13 protein-coding genes and 1 tRNA gene are annotated in these 17,694 nt (G+C 58.8%); 8 read left to right on the top strand and 6 right to left on the bottom strand.

The features are described 5' to 3' along the window. Positions 1–55 precede the first annotated feature (55 nt). Positions 56–1,057 carry an LCP family protein gene (locus tag HALAL_RS0107325; protein WP_169732414.1) on the top strand — a complete coding sequence of 334 codons (1,002 nt, stop codon included), beginning with the start codon at positions 56–58 and terminating at the stop codon, positions 1,055–1,057. A gap of 48 nt (positions 1,058–1,105) precedes the next feature. On the opposite strand, the gene HALAL_RS17500 is transcribed toward HALAL_RS0107325, so the two are convergent. After that, entirely contained in the window at positions 1,106–1,822 is a 717-nt protein-coding gene (locus HALAL_RS17500; protein ID WP_051462819.1) for a hypothetical protein, read from the bottom strand. Positions 1,823–2,165: 343 nt separating this feature from the next. Between HALAL_RS17500 and HALAL_RS0107345 the strand changes: the two genes are divergently transcribed. From HALAL_RS0107345 to HALAL_RS17505, 4 genes are all read left to right on the top strand, one after another. Beyond that, complete coding sequence (locus HALAL_RS0107345) at positions 2,166–3,245, top strand: glycoside hydrolase family 43 protein (protein ID WP_025273384.1); 1,080 nt, start codon at positions 2,166–2,168, stop codon at positions 3,243–3,245. Between the two features lie 170 nt (positions 3,246–3,415). Next, positions 3,416–3,488: transfer RNA gene (locus HALAL_RS0107350), tRNA-Arg, on the top strand. 1,609 nt (positions 3,489–5,097) lie between these two features. Next, positions 5,098–5,502 carry a hypothetical protein gene (locus tag HALAL_RS0107365; protein ID WP_025273386.1) on the top strand — a complete coding sequence of 135 codons (405 nt, stop codon included), beginning with the start codon at positions 5,098–5,100 and terminating at the stop codon, positions 5,500–5,502. 581 nt (positions 5,503–6,083) lie between these two features. After that, positions 6,084–8,966 (top strand): hypothetical protein, encoded by a 2,883-nt coding sequence (locus HALAL_RS17505; RefSeq protein WP_342670455.1) that lies wholly within the window; start codon positions 6,084–6,086, stop codon positions 8,964–8,966. A gap of 327 nt (positions 8,967–9,293) precedes the next feature. On the opposite strand, the gene HALAL_RS0107380 is transcribed toward HALAL_RS17505, so the two are convergent. Next, the gene (locus HALAL_RS0107380) at positions 9,294–10,328 is read right to left on the bottom strand and encodes a hypothetical protein (RefSeq protein WP_025273388.1); all 1,035 of its coding nucleotides are present in this window, start codon (positions 10,326–10,328) and stop codon (positions 9,294–9,296) included. A 1,133-nt stretch (positions 10,329–11,461) separates the two neighbouring features. Further along, the gene (locus HALAL_RS0107395; protein ID WP_025273391.1) at positions 11,462–11,839 is read right to left on the bottom strand and encodes a VOC family protein; all 378 of its coding nucleotides are present in this window, start codon (positions 11,837–11,839) and stop codon (positions 11,462–11,464) included. A gap of 107 nt (positions 11,840–11,946) precedes the next feature. Here HALAL_RS0107395 and HALAL_RS0107400 point away from each other — a divergent pair, with 107 nt between their 5' ends. Beyond that, complete coding sequence (locus tag HALAL_RS0107400) at positions 11,947–12,693, top strand: TetR/AcrR family transcriptional regulator (protein ID WP_025273392.1); 747 nt, start codon at positions 11,947–11,949, stop codon at positions 12,691–12,693. A gap of 247 nt (positions 12,694–12,940) precedes the next feature. After that, entirely contained in the window at positions 12,941–14,194 is a 1,254-nt protein-coding gene (locus HALAL_RS18550) for a glycosyl hydrolase family 18 protein (protein ID WP_025273393.1), read from the top strand. Positions 14,195–14,207: 13 nt separating this feature from the next. Here HALAL_RS18550 and HALAL_RS17510 read toward each other — a convergent pair whose 3' ends face one another. Continuing rightward, the gene (locus tag HALAL_RS17510) at positions 14,208–14,927 is read right to left on the bottom strand and encodes a hypothetical protein (RefSeq protein ID WP_025273394.1); all 720 of its coding nucleotides are present in this window, start codon (positions 14,925–14,927) and stop codon (positions 14,208–14,210) included. A 71-nt stretch (positions 14,928–14,998) separates the two neighbouring features. Between HALAL_RS17510 and HALAL_RS0107415 the strand changes: the two genes are divergently transcribed. Further along, positions 14,999–16,744 (top strand): glycerol-3-phosphate dehydrogenase/oxidase, encoded by a 1,746-nt coding sequence (locus tag HALAL_RS0107415; RefSeq protein ID WP_025273395.1) that lies wholly within the window; start codon positions 14,999–15,001, stop codon positions 16,742–16,744. Between the two features lie 45 nt (positions 16,745–16,789). On the opposite strand, the gene HALAL_RS0107420 is transcribed toward HALAL_RS0107415, so the two are convergent. Beyond that, entirely contained in the window at positions 16,790–17,278 is a 489-nt protein-coding gene (locus tag HALAL_RS0107420) for a RidA family protein (protein ID WP_051462823.1), read from the bottom strand. A 93-nt stretch (positions 17,279–17,371) separates the two neighbouring features. After that, complete coding sequence (gene sp36 / locus HALAL_RS18815) at positions 17,372–17,527, bottom strand: Sp36 family protein (protein WP_169732415.1); 156 nt, start codon at positions 17,525–17,527, stop codon at positions 17,372–17,374. Positions 17,528–17,694 lie beyond the last annotated feature (167 nt).

Here is a 17,694-nt window from a genome sequence, read left to right on the forward strand (position 1 = left end):
ATATTCGGGGAGTGCCTCCGTGCCAGCCGGCGGACGGCGTCCCGAAGGTGCTCGCGTGGCTAAGAAACCCAACAAGGCGGGTGGTGGCCCGAGCCGTCGTGGACTCATCGGGTCCGCCATCGGGCTCGCCGTCTCCTTGACGGCGGGCGGGTTCGGTCTGGCGTATTTTCGGCAATCCGACGACGTCAACGACAAGCTACAGCGGGCCTTCGAACTCGGCGACGTTCCCAACCGTCCCACCAAGAAGGTGTCCTCCGCACTCGACGTCCTGATCCTGGGGAACGACGCGCGCAGTGACGATCAAGAGGGGCGCTCGGACACGGCGATTCTCATGCACGTGGACAGCGATAAGCAAGAGGCCTATGGGATTTCGATTCCTCGTGACCTGTGGGTCTATGTCCCCGAAGATCCCAACGCCTCGACGTCGGGAACGGAAGCGAAGTTCAACGCGGCCTATTCCTGGGGTGGAGCGCATTTGACGCTGCAGACTCTGGAAGCGTACTCGAACGTTCGCATCGACCACATCGTGGAGATCAACTTCGACGGTCTCATCAAGGTCGTGGACGCGGTGGGAGGCGTGGAGATGGACGTCCCCAAGACCTTCACGTCCATTCACAAGCCGTACCGGACGTTCGAAGCGGGTACTCAGATGATGAACGGAGAAGAAGCCCTTGACTTCGTCCGGCAGCGTAAGCAATTCGCCGACGGCGACTTCCAACGCATGCGCAACCAACAACAGCTGATCACCGGCATTATGGAATCGGCCGTGTCGGCGGATATCCTGCTGTCGCAGAAGAAGCTGACCGATTTCATCAACTCCATGTCGGACGCCATCAAGGTGGACACCGAATTCGACGTCATCTCCACCGGGATCAAACTGATGGATCTGCGGCCGTCGGACATTCAATTCGTGACCAGTCCGAACCTGGGAACCGGGTGGCGTGGAAATTCGTCGGTGGTCGTCTCCGACGACGAAACGGCCACGGAACTGTACGAGGCCGTCGCCGAGGACACGGTGGGGCAGTGGCTCGACGAAAATCCGGAGTACGCGAAATAACGCGGATCAGTGGTGCGGGACGATCGCCCCGCACCTCACGAGCGTCGGCTAGAGGCAGGCGCGTTCCAACTCGTTCCAGAGCCGGTCGTCCTCGTCGAGGAAGTCGATGTATTCGTTGAGGTCTTCCTCGGACAGGTCGTCCGACGTCGGATCGATGATGTCACCTTCCCATTGGTGATCGATGTAGACTTCAACGGATTCGGTGCAGGCGTCGAAGTCGTCGGCACGCGCGCGTAGGTCGTCGTTGTCCGACTCAAGATTCTCTTTATCGGCTTCCAAACCGTCGCGAGTGTCCTCAAGATCGGCGACGGCGGCTTCGAGGTCGTCGGCGTCGCTGGATTTCTGCAGCAGCAGGATGCCGACCGTCGTGGTGCTCAGCACCAGAACTCCAACGAGAATGCTGAGGAAAACGATCGCGCCTTTGCCCTTCTTTTGTGGCATTGCCTGCGGTGCCATCGGTTGCTGTGGCGCATAACCGGGCATCTGCTGCGTCGGAGCACCGGGCGGTGGTGGGGTTGGGGCTTCCTGCGAAGCCGACGACTCGGCGGAAGCCTGTGACGTGGCTGGCGCGACCTCGGGCTGCGACGTGGCCGGCTCGGGAGTGGTCTCGTCGGTGGTGGCCTCGGTCGTAGCGGATTCAGTAGAGTCCTGTGTGGATTCTTCAGACGCCGCGGGTTCAGAGTGGGTGGTGTCCGTTTCCTCCGGGGACACACTGCCCTGGGGCTCGGAAGGGTTGGGTTGGTTTTCTTCGGGGTTGGCAACCATTGGAATCTCCTCATGGAAAAAATCGGGCGTCCTCATCATACAAACTTTCGAACTCTGCCAGGGCGCCGGTCGGAGCGGTTGTGGCTGTGTCCAAACCGGATTCCGGTTGCGATCCGATGCGGAATCGTGTCCATTGCTCAGCGATTCCGATACGTACGGGATCCTGTTCGTAGCGTCGCTGCAGGACGAACTCGACCAAGCAATATCCATCTATGTGTTGTATTATGTTTGAACATGTGGAATAATTGTCGGAAAATTCGAACATAGCGACATTAGTAAACATAACGTCGGTCGTTCCAGTGAACGGCGGTGACGATGTTCAAACCCGAAAGGATATGTGCGCATGGGAGTCAGTAGACGAACAGTATTTACCGGCGCGGGAGCCGCTGTAGCCGGAGCGACGTTGTTCCCGCATATTGCCGGCGCGCGTTCAGCACGCGGGGCGGAACGTAACCGTTCACACCAGCCCCCGGTCAACCCCCTCATCGAACAGCGCGCCGATCCACAGATCACCAAGCACACCGATGGGTATTACTACTTCACCGCCACGGTTCCCGAATACGATCGCATCATTCTGCGCCGCGCCCGCACCATCGCGGGATTGGGCGGCGTCGAGGAACATGTCATCTGGAACGCGCACTCCTCCGGGATCATGGCCAACCACATCTGGGCACCGGAACTCCATTACATCGAGGGTGCCTGGTACATCTATTTCGCGGCCGGTGCGTCGTGGGATCAGTGGCGGATTCGTCCCTATACCCTGCGCAACACCAGCCCCAACCCCATCGAAGGCGAATGGGAGGAAATGGGGGAACTCAACACTCCTTGGGACGCCTTCTCCCTCGACGCCACCGTATTCGAACACAACGGCGTGCTCTACCACTGCTGGGCGCAACATATTCCCGGCCTCGACAACAACACCTCGCTCGTCCTCGCGCCCATGGACACCCCGTGGAGCATCGGCGCCGAACCGGTCGAGATCGCGCGGCCCACCCTGCCGTGGGAACGAGTGCGCTACGCGGTCAACGAAGGTGCCTATGTCCTCAAACGCAATGGACGCCTCTTCCTCACGTACTCCGGTGCCGGTACCGGGCCCGAATACAGCATGGGGTTGCTGACCGCCGATGAAGACGCCGACCTCATGGACCCTGCCAGCTGGTACAAGAACCCCGAACCGGTCATGGTGTCTCACGAGGGCAACAGTGTCTTCGGCCCGGGGCACAACGCCTTCACCCAGGACGAGTACGACCGGGACGTACTGGTTTACCACGCCAGATCGTATGAGCACATCGACGGAGACCCGCTGAACGACCCCAATCGTCACACCCGGGTCCAGCTGCTGGAATGGAACGACGACGGAACGCCGCACTTCCCCGTTCCCTCTCCCGACGGCCCGGTATCGCCTTGGGGCAAGCAAAAGTAGTCAGTGGTGTCGGGCGGTGAGGTAGGTGGGCCTTGAACCATTCGATCGACCGCCCGGGACGCGATGGCGGTGCCCTCGGTACAACGGCGAAGTACCGATTGTCGGGCACCTCCATCATGCGTCGAGTGGGCGGGACGTATACTCGACGGTGTCCGTGGGAAGCGGACACGGCCTCAGTAGCTCAGGGGATAGAGCACCGCTCTCCTAAAGCGGGTGTCGCAGGTTCGAATCCTGCCTGGGGCGCAATAGAAGGACTGATCAAATCAGACGTGGGTCGGCAACCGACCGCTTCCGCAGCTCTCTGGTTAGTCGGATTCTACGGCGCGATCCAACACGGAGCAATACGGCCTGGTCGGTTCCACCGGGCTCAATCCAACTTGCCGGGGTGTAGGTACTGCCTCAGCCGTAATGGCCGATTATGGGGACAACAACTACGTTTCCCGCCCTGGTAGCGCTACGAGTTTATGAAAGATGATAATTCGGCTCACCATAAATGAGCTAGCGTGCCAGTGGCTGTCCCTAAGTATCCGAGGCTCCCTCAATCTACTGTGTCAGAACAGTGTGTCGTGATCGATGGGTGAATCCACAACTCATCTGATTCACAGCAACGTAAGGGAGGCAAGGTTTGCCGGAAGAAAACGCGGTCCTGCTCCTGGACCGGTTCCGTTCCAATGCGGGCGCCGACACTATGATCTCGTTGCTGCGGTCTCGGGAAGCAGCTGTAAGTCTCGCCCTTATGACCGCTCAGCTTGGCGGCGGGGAGATAGTTGAAGCCCAAACACTGAGCGCCGCGTTTGGTGCCGATCTCCACGCGATCGGTCGAAGTTCTGTCGCCCCGGAAGACGATGTGGATAGTGAGGAATCTCCGCTGTGTGTGACTGCGGCTGAAGTGCCTGGAGGTTTCCGGACTAGCAGCCTGGAATGGCTGGTAGGAAGGAACGACTGAACACCATGACAAGACCCATGCACCGGAAGTACAAGCCCGAATTCGTGCAAATGACCCTAGAAATGGTCCTTAACCAGGGTAAGAGACCCTGCCTCAGTCGTGTGCGAGTTTGACATGCCCGTCTACACGCTGCACAACTAGCTGCGCAAAGCTCGTGCCGAGCGCGCGGCCCGACTCCACTCCGCCCACCTCCAAGGAGGGTACCGATGAAGCAAGGTTCCATACGAAGGTGGCCTCGGAGATTGACACGATCACTAATCAAGGAGCCCCTTTTATCCTGAACACCGTTTGATTCGGTCGAGTTCAGCAACGGAGTGGACCAGGTTGGTAGCGTAGTTCGGGTTCCTTCGCAGTCGCCGAAGAACGGCGCATCGTCTGAACTCGGTCAGCCCGCTCTCCCAGAGCTCTCCATGACGAATGTTGTTGCTTGTACGCTCGCTTCCACGCTGGTAGGGTCCGACCCTTGTACCGGGTTTCCACCCGTTCAGGTGCGAGGCCCTGGCAGCGCCCTTGTAGGCGAAGCCAAAGAGGCCGGTTATGCGAAGCACTGGGACGATGTCCCATCGTCGGGCGGCGGCGGTGACGCGGAGGCCCACTACCTCGGCACGGAATACAGGCTTGGGATCGTGCGCGGCGGGGCGCCGCTCTGTGGGACGCCCCGGGGCAGGGCAAGGTCTTGTCTGTCAACGTGATCGCTGAGAGACAGTAGGAACAAGGACGAATGACCGGTGAATGGGCGGTTGACACCTGCTGGCGTGGGAAACAAATTTCGCCAGGTCACGGGGTGTGTCGTTCGAGATTCCCAGTAGTCGCACAGGTGCTCCGTAATGCGGGGGTCGAACGGACCTCTTGCGGGCCAATAGTTCTTGGTCATGTGACCTCCCGGTGTCGTGGCATACTGGAAAGATGAAGCACCGACGCCTCATCCTGTTCGCCGCCGCCAGTGGAATTTTCGGTACGACCGTCATCTTCGCCGTGATGTCCTGGCAGGACGCCTCCTACCTCGCAACGGGAATTGCGGCGGTCGTCGCGATTGCTACTTTGGGCGCGACCGTTTACGGAACGACCGGCGATCGCCGCCGTCCCCGGATCGAGGCCGTAGAAACCGGGGACTCGGTGGCAGCGCCGGATGGGACTGCCAATTCCGGCATCACCGTGGACGGTGATCACGTGCCCGGGGGCATGAAGGTCGAGCAGTCGGGAGAGGCGCAAGCGGAACGGCGAGGTGTAGCCAATACCGGGATTCGCGTGGGCGCTGAACCAGGAGAGCCTCGTGCCGGCGAGAGCGGTCGCAGGAGTCCGAAGGGATGAACCTATTCGGGAAGTCCGCGAGGGAGCCTGGAGCCGAGGTCAAGGACAGCGGGGACGCGCGGGTAGCGCCCGGTGCCTTCGCTAACACCGGAATCCTATTCGGGGACGTCCACCTGGCTGTTCCCGACCAGGGGGGAGCCGGCGGGCAGAGACCGAATTCCTCTGGTGGGATCCCTTCTGCCTATGTCGAGCAGGTAAGAAGGGTGGCCCCCGCCGAGCTGTTGGGCCGTGATGACGAGCTCGCCGACCTGGTCTGCTTCTGCGAATCGTCCGAATCCCGCTTCCTGCGCCTGGTCGCACCGGCGTGGGCCGGCAAGTCCGCTCTATTGGCATGGTTTGTCCTGCACCCGCCCGAGGGGGTCCGGGTAGTCTCGTTCTTCATCACAGCCAGGTTCGCGGGTTCGAGCGATCGGCGCGCCTTTATCGACGCGATAATGACGCAGTTGCGGGACCTCATCGGCGCGCCACCGCACGGTGAGGCCAACGGACCGGCTCGCGACTGGATCATGCTCTCCGAATTGAGGCGGGCGGCGGCCCATTTCCAGGAGCGCGGAGAGCGGCTCGTCCTGGTGGTCGACGGATTGGACGAGGACACGGGGGTGACCGTCCGCGCTGACAGTCATAGCATTGCTTCGCTTCTGCCGGTGGATTCCATTGAGAACCTGCACATTCTGGTGTCCAGCCGCCCCGATCCTCCCATCCCGCAGGATGTCCCGTCGCACCACCCGATTCGCGATCCGGAGAATACGCGGCCTCTCAAATCTTCAAGCCATGCGAAGGCGCAGCAATACGATCGGCTGCGGGACTTGAAGCGAATCCTCTATGGCACCCGACTCGAACAGGACATCCTGGGATTCGTCGTGGGGTCCGGCGGAGGCTTGAGCCTTGAGGACTTGGCGGTACTGACCGGCGCCTCGGAATGGGAGATCGAGAACCACCTGGGAACTTCTGTCGGGCGCACGTTCAACCGGATGGTGACGCCATTGGCCGCCGGCAGGATCGAACAGGTTTATGTGATGGCCCATGAGGAGCTGTTGCAGGACGCTTTGAAAGCGTTGGGTTCTCGCACCGAGGAGTACGGACAGCGGATCGATCAGTGGGCCGATGGCTTCCGACGTGCGGAGTGGCCTGAGGAAACGCCGGTGTATCTGCTGCTCGGATACTTTTGGAAGCTTCAGAGGGATCGGGACTTCGACCGGATGTTCGCCTTCGCTACCTCCCAGGCGCGTTATGTGCGGCTGAGGGCGTTGACGGGTGCTGATCGCAGCGCATTCGACGAGATTCAGGCCTGCAAGGACTTCTTGTTGGAGTCCGGCGGCGCTGACCTGCTGTCCATGGCCCGACTCTGCATGTACAACGATATTCTCCGATCCCAGAACTATGCCATTCCGGCAATTCTTCCCTCTATCTGGTTTCGGATGGGTGAGCCTGAACGTGCCCTTCAACTGGCGCGATCTATGCCCAACTTGGACGAACGCGCGTCGGCGCTGATTCATATTGCGCACGTATTGACGGAACAGGGCCGCCTCAAAGAATCGCGCATGGTTCTGAGTGAAGCGAATACCGAGTTGCCGCAGGTGAGTAACAGGCGTGACAATGGATTGAAGGTTGACCTGGCACGGGAGTTGGCAAAAGTGGGTGACACAGAAGCCTGTCTGGCGATCGCAGAATCAGTGGAGGAAGCTATTCGGCACGAGGAGGATGAACTCCTCAGAACCTTCTCTTTGCGAGACCTCATCGACATCCACGAGCTCCTCGGCCATAAAGAGAAGCCAGCGGAGCTAGTATCGCTTCTCGTCGGGGCCGTCGAGGGGATTCGACTGGATGCCAACCGCGTCCTGTTTCTCCCCAGCGTTTCTGAAACCTTGGAGAAGTTGCTCGGTACTCGTGTTTTGACCTCCATGATTACCGAAGTCGAGTCGATGGCGGAACGAACTGGATTTTCGGGTACGGACGATACAGCCTCTTCTTTTCTTTCCTGGGCGTATTCAAAATCGGGGGACTGGGGCAAGGCCATCGAATGGGCTAGGAACACCGTCGATGATGTCCAAGTTATTTTCAACTTGATCAACCTTATTGCCGGAGAAACACATGACTGTCCCAGTGATGTGATGGAGAACCTGATTGAGGAGATGTTGCTGATCTGGGAAGAACGGCAGCTCGACGACCGATTGGATGAGCCGTCCGTTTACCTGGCCAGAGTACTTGCAGCGAGAAACCGGGTCGGTGAAGCTCGCGCCGTCTTGGATACGATCCGATATACCGGTTTGCGTTCCCAAGGGCTGGCCGAAGTCGCACAGGTTCTCCTGGAACAAGGAAATAATTCGGAGATGGTTCGCTCGCTGATCATTGAATCTGAATCCATTGCCAGGGAATGGGATTCCATCTTTCATGACCCAGAAAGCTACGTGTTCATGGCGCGAAAATTGGATGTCAGTTCACAGAATGAACTATCACGCCGTCTTCTGCTTCGGGCTTTGAATTTGATCTCCCAGGATCCAGCCACGTATGAATATCGCTTCATGATGAATATGGTCGTATCCGAAGTGAGAACGCCGGACCAGGCGGATATTTTGGAACAGTTCGCTCGGGGGCATGTCAATCTGGACCTGCGGGCCTGGCTGTACGGGGAACTGGCCCTGTATTGGGCGCTCCACGGTCGTTCGGACAAATCCAAAGCACTGCTCAAAGCCACGTACGATCTCAATACCCGTATCGCAAACGGCAATTTTTCGTATCGGATCTGGTGTTTGTTGGCTGAAAGTCTGCAAGTGCTGCAGTGCCAAGACTTGTCCGAGTTGATTCAGCCCGGATTGAATGACTTCCTTGAGGTTCAGCCGGACAAGCGAATCAATCTGTTGGATCTCAACGACGCCATTGACCTATTCTTGCTGTGTGACGACATCCCAGGCGCACTGGATATGGCTCGGCGGTCAGACTTCTCATCGGGTGAATACCGCGTGGTGGAAGCCCTGGTGGGTTTTGGGCGGTTCGGCGACGCGGAACGAATGATCGAAGAAATATCGGATCTCGAAGAAAGGGTCGGGGCGATGTCGAAGGTGGCTCTGGGCCTCGCTCGTATTGCGGAGAGTTCACGTGCCTCTGCCTGGGCGGAGAAGGCATTCAATCTTAATGCTGCGATATCCGAAGACTCTAGTTCCGGGCCTGCAGAGACATTCGTGAAAGTCTTCACCCACCTTGGCGAGCACGACCGCGCCAGGGAATTGCTGATGTCCATTTCCAGTGATGAGGACCGGAGTAGACTGGCAGCGCTGATCGCCAGGTCGGCTCAAGATCCAGGGGCTCGAACGGAAATGATGCGGGCCTGTTATCACAGTTCGTGGGTGCACCTTCCTCCGATGTTGAACCGCTTCGATCAGACGATCCTTCCCCTTGTAGCCGAGGAGTTCATGGACCTGGCGAACCGGAGCGGATTCAACTGGGAACCCCCGCAGGGTGATTGAAGCCGTCATCTGATGTTCCAAATGGACGGCCTTCAAACGATTCTTTGGCCGACTCAAGCGCTTCCGTGCGGTGGCGATCAGATTCGCGATAAGCCGGCGCTGCGCTATCGGGCCACGCTCCATCTCGCCGTCATGTTCGCATGGAAACCGTAATTTCAAGACGCACCCGAAAGCAGTGTCGCTTGTTTTAATCCTGCCTGGAACGTCCGGTCAGACACAATGAGGGTCGCCGATTAGCTAACCAATCGGCGACCCTCAGGCCGTACTGAGACCCTAACGGGTTCCCATTGAGCCTTTTCCGCCCCCAACTGCTGGCCGGGGTTCTTATCAGCCTTCCAATATCTTCTGTGCCTTGGTGAGGTGCTTTTCGGCTTCCTGCTGGTAGGCGAAAACTTCGGTCTCGTATTCGGGCAGGTATTCGGCCAGATTTCGATAGAACACGTCAGCGCTCTTTTGGCGTGGGTTGGCGGTGGACTCCAAACAATCGGCGTCGTCACGCGCGAGGTCTACGATGAAATCGTCGAATTTCGCGGAATATTCCGAATCACCAATGGTTCCGTCGCTGACGAGATTGCCGAGGCGCACCTCCTCCTGCATGATGGCGGTATCTATCGTCATACTCGAATCCAAGGTATGTCCCTTGTCTCTCATGCATTCCGTCCACTCCGCGTCAGCGTCTTGGACTTCGGGATCCGACTTTGAATCATCGGTGGGGCGAGCTGTGGCTATGGCTTCCAGCCGTTTGAAATCGAAGATGTCGTCACCGTACAGCCGGGATTTCGCCTCGCCGAGACAACCGTCGGTCTCCCATTCGATCGTCATGCCCTCTTCGATGTCGAAGGACTCTTTACCCGGATTGTCGTCGGTTTCGGATCCGGCGTTCTGCGTTTCATCGTCCGAATAGAGTGCTTCGGCGAGCGCGGGACCCCAATAGTCGAACCAGAATTCCTCCGACTTCTTCTGCCCGGTGCCGGTATGGTATTCGCCGGCCGCCTCTTCTTCCGGAGTGAGGACTTTGGGATTCAATTCGTCCTGATTGAGCCATCCCCACAATGGATAGTAGGCTTCCTCCCGAAGCTCTTTGGGGGAGAGGTTGTGGAAGTTGATCAGTTCGACGTCACGCGCGTCGGTGAGCGGGGTGTCGCTCGGTTCGTATTGTGGGTATCCGCGCGATTCCATGCATTGAAGCGCGATGCGCTCCTCGACATTGGCGATCTCGCTTTTAAGACGGGAGTTTTCGTTCCACGTCGTGCGGTAGAGCTCGACGGTATCCTGATCGACGGTGTCATCGGTTGAACTGCAAGCGGTCAGTATGACGGCTACGGGTATCAAGGTGGAACAAAGTTTTAGGGGAATGCTCATTGGGCCTCGCTAAGAGCGGGAGTGGGATTCGTTGCCCCACTCCCGCTGATGAATGCTAATAATGTGTGACGGTTTTCGAAACGCCTGGTGCGCAGGAGCCACAGGTCTTGTGCGAGCTCGCGCGTAGGGTCACCACGGAAAGTTCCCGAGAGACACTCTGAGAATCGTGTATCCATGGGGTGTAGTTCTCACCGTAGTTGGCTTTGAGCCACGCATGTCCATTGCAGCTTCCGCTGGATTTCCAGGTTTTAGCAATGCTTTTGGTGCTGGTATTCGGTTCTTCCTTACTCCAGTACCCCCAGCTACACCCACTTCGTTCGAGGTATGAGCTTTCGGAGTGGGCACTAACGGGGGTGGAAAAGGCGAGGAAGCCCAAGATGACACCGGTGATGGTTGCCGCGCCAATGAACTTCCGTCTTTTTGGGGATTTCATGAAGTATCACTTCCTTTGTCATGGGGGACGCATGCATAGGATTCCTTAACGCATGCAAAAGTAATTGTGACATGTTGACTATACACAGGGATATCAAATATGGCAACGTCGTTTTCGGGATAATTGATTGGGCGCCAGGGATTGTGAGGTCAAGAGTAGGGCTTCATGCCGTCAAAATCTGCGGATTTGCGGGTTGGAAACGGTTCTGGTCTGAAGGGGGTGTTTTCGACGCGTTTATGTGCTTGGTTCACGCGGGCATGAGGAACAGCCACACCGAGAGGGTCACGAGTAGTATGGTGCCCGATATGGTCAGAAAGCAGCTTGCCCAGCCCGTTCTATCGGTGTAGATAAGCTGAAGGACTGAGCCCAAGAACGCTGCCAGTGCCGGTGCCCACGCCATTACCGGGATCGTACATAGAACGACGACCGACAGGGTTGTCACGATCGCATTGGTGACTATGACCGGGGTAGGGTTATCGATTTTAGTGACCATGTTGTGTCCCAACATATCCGACAACACATTACTAAAATACATCGCTATTGCCGGATGTGTCGATGGTGTCACCGCGAGCGTGATGGAGTGACGCCGATAGTGTTCGACGGCTGCCGGGAACCGAAGTTCCAGTCCCCGGCGGAGCCGTCTGTGAGTCGGTTATGGCCTACGGGATTGAACGACGTTCGAATCAGAATCCCGTTTCGTTTAAACCCACTGAACCAACTGGACCACCACTCCGTTCGGGTCGGAGACCTGGAAATAACGTTCGCCCCACTCTTCGGTCTCGATCGGGGTGGTGATCGCGACGCCTTCCCGCTTGAGGCGCTCGTATTCCGCATCGATGTCGGACACCACGAGAGCGAGTAGGAGACCATCGGCGTGCCGTCCCGCGATCGCCGCCGGTTTGAACGTGGGCAAACCGGTACGTAGATAAATAAGATGAAAGCCGACATCGGGCCGGTGGAGTGAAACGAACCCGTCGGCTGACATGGCTGTGTCGAATCCGAAGTGCGCTCGCATGAAGTCGGCGGAGCCTTCCGGGTCAGTGACGTTGAGGGAGACGGCTGAATCGGTAACCTGCACGGTACCTCCTTTAGTTGTACGTAGTAAATTATACAAGGTATAACTAAAATTGCCGGGCTGCTGTTCCATATTCTTATATGATGTACGCCATTCAATAGGATGGAGTCATGTGCGAGCGTTCCGCGATCGAGCTTCAGCTGCTGTGGAGGAAACCCGGCCCCGAGTCGCGAGGTCGGCGTAAGAAGTACAGTCTTGACGACATCGTCGCCACCGCGATCGACATCGCCGATGTCGAGGGGCTCGCGGCGTTGACGATTCGACGGGTGGCATCGGCCATGGGTATGTCCACAATGAACCTCTATACCTATGTTCCCGGAACGAAAGAACTGCTCCACCTCATGATCGACTACCTGTACCTCAGCTATCCACAGCGCCCATCGGAGACGTCGGGATGGAGAAGCAAGGCGGAGGCGGTCGCGGAGGACAATTACGATCTTTGGTCGCAGCACGCCTGGATCGCGACGGCAGCGCCGTCACGTCCGCCCTTGGGGCCCGGAGTGCTGCGGAAATACGAGCATGAGCTACACGCCTTCGACGGGGTCCCGCTGTCGGACGTAGAGAAAGACGCCGCGCTGACGTACCTGCTCACCTTCGTGCATGGTGCGGCACGGGCGGCGACTGAGGCCGCTGAGGTACGGAAATCCTCCGGAGTTACTAATGCGGAATGGTGGGAGGCCAATGGGCCGTTGCTGGCGGAATCGGTGACCCCCGAAGAGTATCCCCTGGCTACGCGGATCGGCGAGGCCGCCGGGATGGTGTCGGGAAGCGCTTACGATCCGGATGCGGCGTTTCGATTCGGGCTGGAACGGACACTGGACGGTCTGGCGGTGCTCATGGATCGGTATCGGAGTTGACATCGTCGGTTGTACAGGTGCGTCCGTCACGAAGTGGCGAGCGAAGTCGATCGATACGGGGCTACAGGCATCGGCTCATGCAGTGGGGTAATCGAACCTCTTCTCCGTGACAATGTGGATTACCGGATTGTGTCGTGTAAACGGATTATTACTTAGGTATTTGAATACCATCATGCCCATTATTAAGTAAGAAAGTTTGTTATGTATGATGCGGATAACCATCAAGTCTTACGAACATGGGGGAGACATGAGCAGAGGTCAATCGATCTTGCTGCGCGGTAAGTCTCGTACGGTGGCACTCGCGGGTGCTGCCGGAATCGCGTTGACCGCCGCGTTCGCGGTCCCAATGATGCAGGCATCGGCTTCGGAGGCCGATTGCAATGGCGTTGCCTGGGATACGAATGCCGTTTATACGGCTGATGATCTGGTGTACCACTCGGATCAGGAATATCGGGCCAAGTGGTGGACCACGGGTGAAGAACCGGGAACCACCGGGGAATGGGGCGTTTGGGAACACCTGGGCGCCTGCGACGGTGCCGACGAGCCGGATCCGGACCCGTCACCGGACCCCGACCCCTCGCCGGATCCGGACCCCGAACCCGATCCGGATCCCAATGAAAAGCAATACGTGGTGGGCTATTGGCACAATTGGGATGCCTATGACACCGGTCTGCGCCTCTCCGAGGTGCCCGACGAGTACAACCTGATCCACGTCGCCTTCGCCCTAGAGGATTCGACCCGTCCGGGCGGCATCGACTTTGAGCTGGAGCAGGACTTCATCGACCAGGGATACAGCGAAGCCGATTTCAAGCAGGATATCCAAGACCTGAACAACGCAGGTAAGGATGTAGTGATCTCCATCGGTGGACAGAACCACACCGTGGAGGTCGACAGTCCGGAGAAGGCCGCCAACCTGGCCGAATCCACTATCGAGCTGATGGACGAGTACGGATTCTCCGGCTTGGACATCGACCTGGAACACGGTATTCACGCCGAATACATGGAAATGGCCTTGCGTCAGATTCACGACTCGGTTGGAGACGATTTCGTCTACACGATGGCTCCACAGACGCTGGACATGAGTGGACCGAGCTACGAGTACTACCAGCTGGCCGACAGCACCAAGGACATCCTCACCCTGGTGCACATGCAGTACTACAACTCCGGAACGATGATCGGCTGCGACGGTCAGATCTATGAGCAAGGAACCGTGGACTTCCTTACGGCCTTGGCGTGCATCCAGATCGAAGAGCTCGGTCTTGACCCCTCCCAGGTGGCGTTCGGACTGCCGGCCATCCCCGATGCCGCACCCGCCGGTGGATACATGGACCCGAACAAGATCGTCGAGGCGATCGACTGCATGGAGACCGGTTCACAGTGCGGAACCTGGTCTCCCGACAATCCGTACGGTGAGATCGGTGGGGCCATGACCTGGTCGATCAACTGGGATTACAGCAACAATTACGACTGGGGAAGCACCTTGGGGGCTCGACTCGGATAAGACCTGATTGCACCTACCGGTGAGAGGGGGCCGACTGTTCCGGTCGGTCCCCTTCTTCTGTCTGGTTCTCTGAAACGGTCGGTTCTGATTTCTCTTCTTCCCGTTCCCGCATCTCCTCTTCTCGGCGGTTCTTCATCACCAGCCACGTCGCGACGGCCAGGATGGCGCCGGCAACCAGGATCGGCAGTACTCGCCAGTTCTTATCCAACCAGTTCAGTAGTTCCCAGTGTTGCCCGGTCGGGTCGGCGAGCACGACGGCAACGAAAACGGCCATGATCAAGCCGAACACCGTGAACACGGCGGTCTTCAACCAACCGCGTAGGCCGAGACGGCGTTGCAATACGCGTGAGGCGTTGAAGATGCGTTTTGCACGTAGAAAACGCAAGGAGCCGATCAGTGACACCAGTCGCAGGATCTGTGCACCGCCCAGGGCGAATATCAGGGTCACAAGGGTTAGTGCACTGACGACGATCGGCCATTTGTTCATGATGATCCATTGGATCTTGCGTTCGGCCGCCAAAAGTAGAATGATCGTCTCGGCCCACAGGACCGCACCGGCGGCCCAGCCGACGAGCATTCCGGCAGTTCTAAATTCACCATCGTTCCAGATCGTCAGAAACACCGCTGGTATGGAGGCAAGAGCGGCAATGACGACGGGCCACGTCAGCCGGTCCTCTAGTTTTTGGGCGAGGCGGGTGACGCGCTTGAGCTTTTTTCGGGAGTATAGCGCCACCCAATTACTGTAGCGAAAGTCTAATGGACGGAACAAGAGCGTAGGTCCTAACGGACAACTAGGCTGTAATCATGCGTATTCTTCCGTCGTGGACCCGGTCTCATGCAGCGCAATTGTCGCCTCAGCGTCGCGACTTCGAACTGGTGCGCGCCACGTCGGAGGAATTCGACCTAGTCATCGTCGGCGGTGGAGTCACCGGAGCCGGATGTGCGGTGGACGCCGCCTCGCGCGGATTGAACGTCGCACTTATAGAAGCGCGTGACTTCGGTTCGGGGACCTCGTCGCGGTCGTCGAAACTCATCCACGGCGGGCTACGGTACCTGGAACAACTCGACGTGGCGCTCGTCCACGAAGCCCTGACCGAACGCGGACTATTGACCTCCCGCATCGCGCCACACCTCGTACACGCTCTACCATTCCTGCTGCCGGTCAAAAGCCAAGCCCAGCGCCTCTACTACGGTGCCGGACTGTTCGCCTACGACTTTCTCGCGTCGGCCAACCGCTGGGGACGCGGTGTTCCTCACCATCAGCACTTTGGGAAGGCCGCCACCCAACGCCTGTTTCCCGACTTGAACGACAAATACGTCGGCTCGATCGGATATTACGACGCCCAAACCGACGACGCACGGCTGGTATCCACCCTGGCACGTACCGCCGCAGGCCTCGGAGCCTGTGTCCTGTCCAGCGTCGAGGCACTCGGCCTCGAGCGAGGCCCCGACGGCATCAGCGGAGTCAAAGCCTACGACGTCGAAAGCGGCGAGCGCATGACGCTCAAAACCACACGGGTCGTCAGCGCCGCAGGAGTGTGGAGCGACGAGGTCACCGGCCTGGCACATGGGCGATCCGGCATCAATGTGGAGGCCTCCAAGGGGGTTCACCTGGTTCTGCCGCGCGAAGCCATTCAAGGCGACACCGCCATCATCGACCGCACGCCTTGGAGCGTGCTGTTCATCATTCCCTGGGATCGCCACTGGCTCATCGGTACTACCGACACGTCGTGGAATCTGAACCTGGCACACCCGGCCGCTTCCGCCTCGGACGTCGCTTACCTGCTCGAGCAGGCGAGTGAGACGCTTGGCAAACGTATCGACATCAGCGCCGTCGAAGGCGTCTACGCGGGGCTGCGGCCGCTCCTGAAAGGCGAAAGTGACGACACCAGTAGACTGTCGCGCACTCACGCTGTGGTGGAGCCGGAGCGTGGTTTCGTCGTGGTCGCCGGCGGCAAACTGACCACCTATCGAGTCATGGCCCGCGACACGATCGATCGGGTCACTCGTGACCTCCCGTACGTGCAGCCGTCCCGCACCGAGTACCTGCCTCTCCTGGGCGCAGACGGTTGGGAATACTATCTCGCACACACCGCGGCCGTTGCCAAGCGTTACCGGCAGTCTGAGGACGTCGTATCGCGTCTGCTGCACCGATACGGCAATCTGGCCGTCCAGATTCTGGAGCTCATGCGGCAACAGCCACAACTCGCGCGACCACTGGCCGGGGACGAACAATATCTACGCGCCGAGGTCGTGTACGCCGCACGATGTGAAGGCGCCCTGCATCTGGAAGACGTGCTCGCTCGTCGCCTGCGAGTGTCGATTGAGACGACCGACCGTGGTGTGAAAGCGGCCGAAGACACCGCCGGGCTCATGGCTACCGTGTTGGGCTGGAACGAGACTACCCAGGACAATGAAGTGGCGTGTTATCTCGACCGAGTGGCGGCGGAAAAGCGTTCGCAGCAGCAGCCGGACGACAATGCGGCGGAGAACGCGAGGATGGCCGCCTGCGAGATTCGTCGGGTGTTGGAGTTGTCGACGTCGCGGTAATCCCCGATCGGGCCTGAGAGGTTGCCGATCGGGGCTGGGTGGTTATTAGACGAGGTGGTTTTTAGCCTCGGCCTTGAGTTCGACGATCAGCTCGACTTCGACGGGCGCGTCGAGCGGCAGTTCGGAGACGCCGACGGCGGCGCGGGCGTGTTTTCCGGCCTCCTGGAAGATCTCTCCCATGACCTCGCTCGCTCCGTTGATGACCTTCGGCTGGTCGTTGTATCCGGGGGCAGAGGCTACGAAACCGGTGACTTTGACGATCTTGGTGACGTCGTTGAGGTCGGCGATCGAGGCGACGGCGGCCAGGCCGTTCAGCGCACAGGTGCGTGCCAGGTCGTAGGCGGCGTCGGTGTCCAGGTCGGCGCCGACCTTACCTTTTTTGGGCAGTTCACCTTCCACCATGGGAAGTTGGCCGGAGACGTAGACGTGGTTTCCGCTGCGTACAGCCGGTTGATAGGAGGCGACGGGGGGAACGACTTTGGGGAGGGTGATCCCCAGGCTGTCCAAAGTGGCGTGAATATCAGACACGGTCATGTCCTCACTTTGCTGGTTGTTGGAACGGATACGGCCCGTGGGGCCAGGTTGTCCGTGGGCTTCGACGGTTAACGCCGAAGCCCACGGGAAGTCTTACTCTTTCTTGCGTTTAAAGTAAGCTACCAATTGCTCAGCGCTTTGACCGGGCAGAACGGTAACCAGTTCCCAGCCGTCGTCGCCCCAGGTATCCAGAATCATCTTGGTGTTGTGAATCAGGACCGGTGCGGTTGCGTACTCCCATTTCTCCATGGTCCAACTCTAACCGTCGACCTCGGCGGAATGATGGGGGAGCGACTGTGTGACCGACAATGCCACAACGAGCGGAAGGGCGCTTGAGAAAAGCTTAGGTGGGCTCAGAGGCAGAAGGGGCCTCGTGCCTACCGCGCGTTAAAGTCTCACCTCCAACGTGCGGCAGG

It is taken from the genome of Haloglycomyces albus DSM 45210, assembly GCF_000527155.1.
GTDB lineage: Bacteria > Actinomycetota > Actinomycetes > Mycobacteriales > Micromonosporaceae > Haloglycomyces > Haloglycomyces albus.

Excerpts from the sequence above, each read along its gene's own strand:
- HALAL_RS0107420 (WP_051462823.1), bottom strand. The coding sequence starts at position 17,278 with ATGACCGTGTCTGATATTCACGCCACTTTGGACAGCCTGGGGATCACC.
- HALAL_RS0107415 (WP_025273395.1), top strand. The coding sequence starts at position 14,999 with ATGCGTATTCTTCCGTCGTGGACCCGGTCTCATGCAGCGCAATTGTCG.
- HALAL_RS18550 (WP_025273393.1), top strand. The coding sequence starts at position 12,941 with ATGAGCAGAGGTCAATCGATCTTGCTGCGCGGTAAGTCTCGTACGGTG.
- HALAL_RS0107380 (WP_025273388.1), bottom strand. The coding sequence starts at position 10,328 with ATGAGCATTCCCCTAAAACTTTGTTCCACCTTGATACCCGTAGCCGTC.
- HALAL_RS0107345 (WP_025273384.1), top strand. The coding sequence starts at position 2,166 with ATGGGAGTCAGTAGACGAACAGTATTTACCGGCGCGGGAGCCGCTGTA.
- sp36 (WP_169732415.1), bottom strand. The coding sequence starts at position 17,527 with ATGGAGAAATGGGAGTACGCAACCGCACCGGTCCTGATTCACAACACC.
- HALAL_RS17500 (WP_051462819.1), bottom strand. The coding sequence starts at position 1,822 with ATGGTTGCCAACCCCGAAGAAAACCAACCCAACCCTTCCGAGCCCCAG.
- HALAL_RS0107400 (WP_025273392.1), top strand. The coding sequence starts at position 11,947 with ATGTGCGAGCGTTCCGCGATCGAGCTTCAGCTGCTGTGGAGGAAACCC.
- HALAL_RS0107365 (WP_025273386.1), top strand. The coding sequence starts at position 5,098 with ATGAAGCACCGACGCCTCATCCTGTTCGCCGCCGCCAGTGGAATTTTC.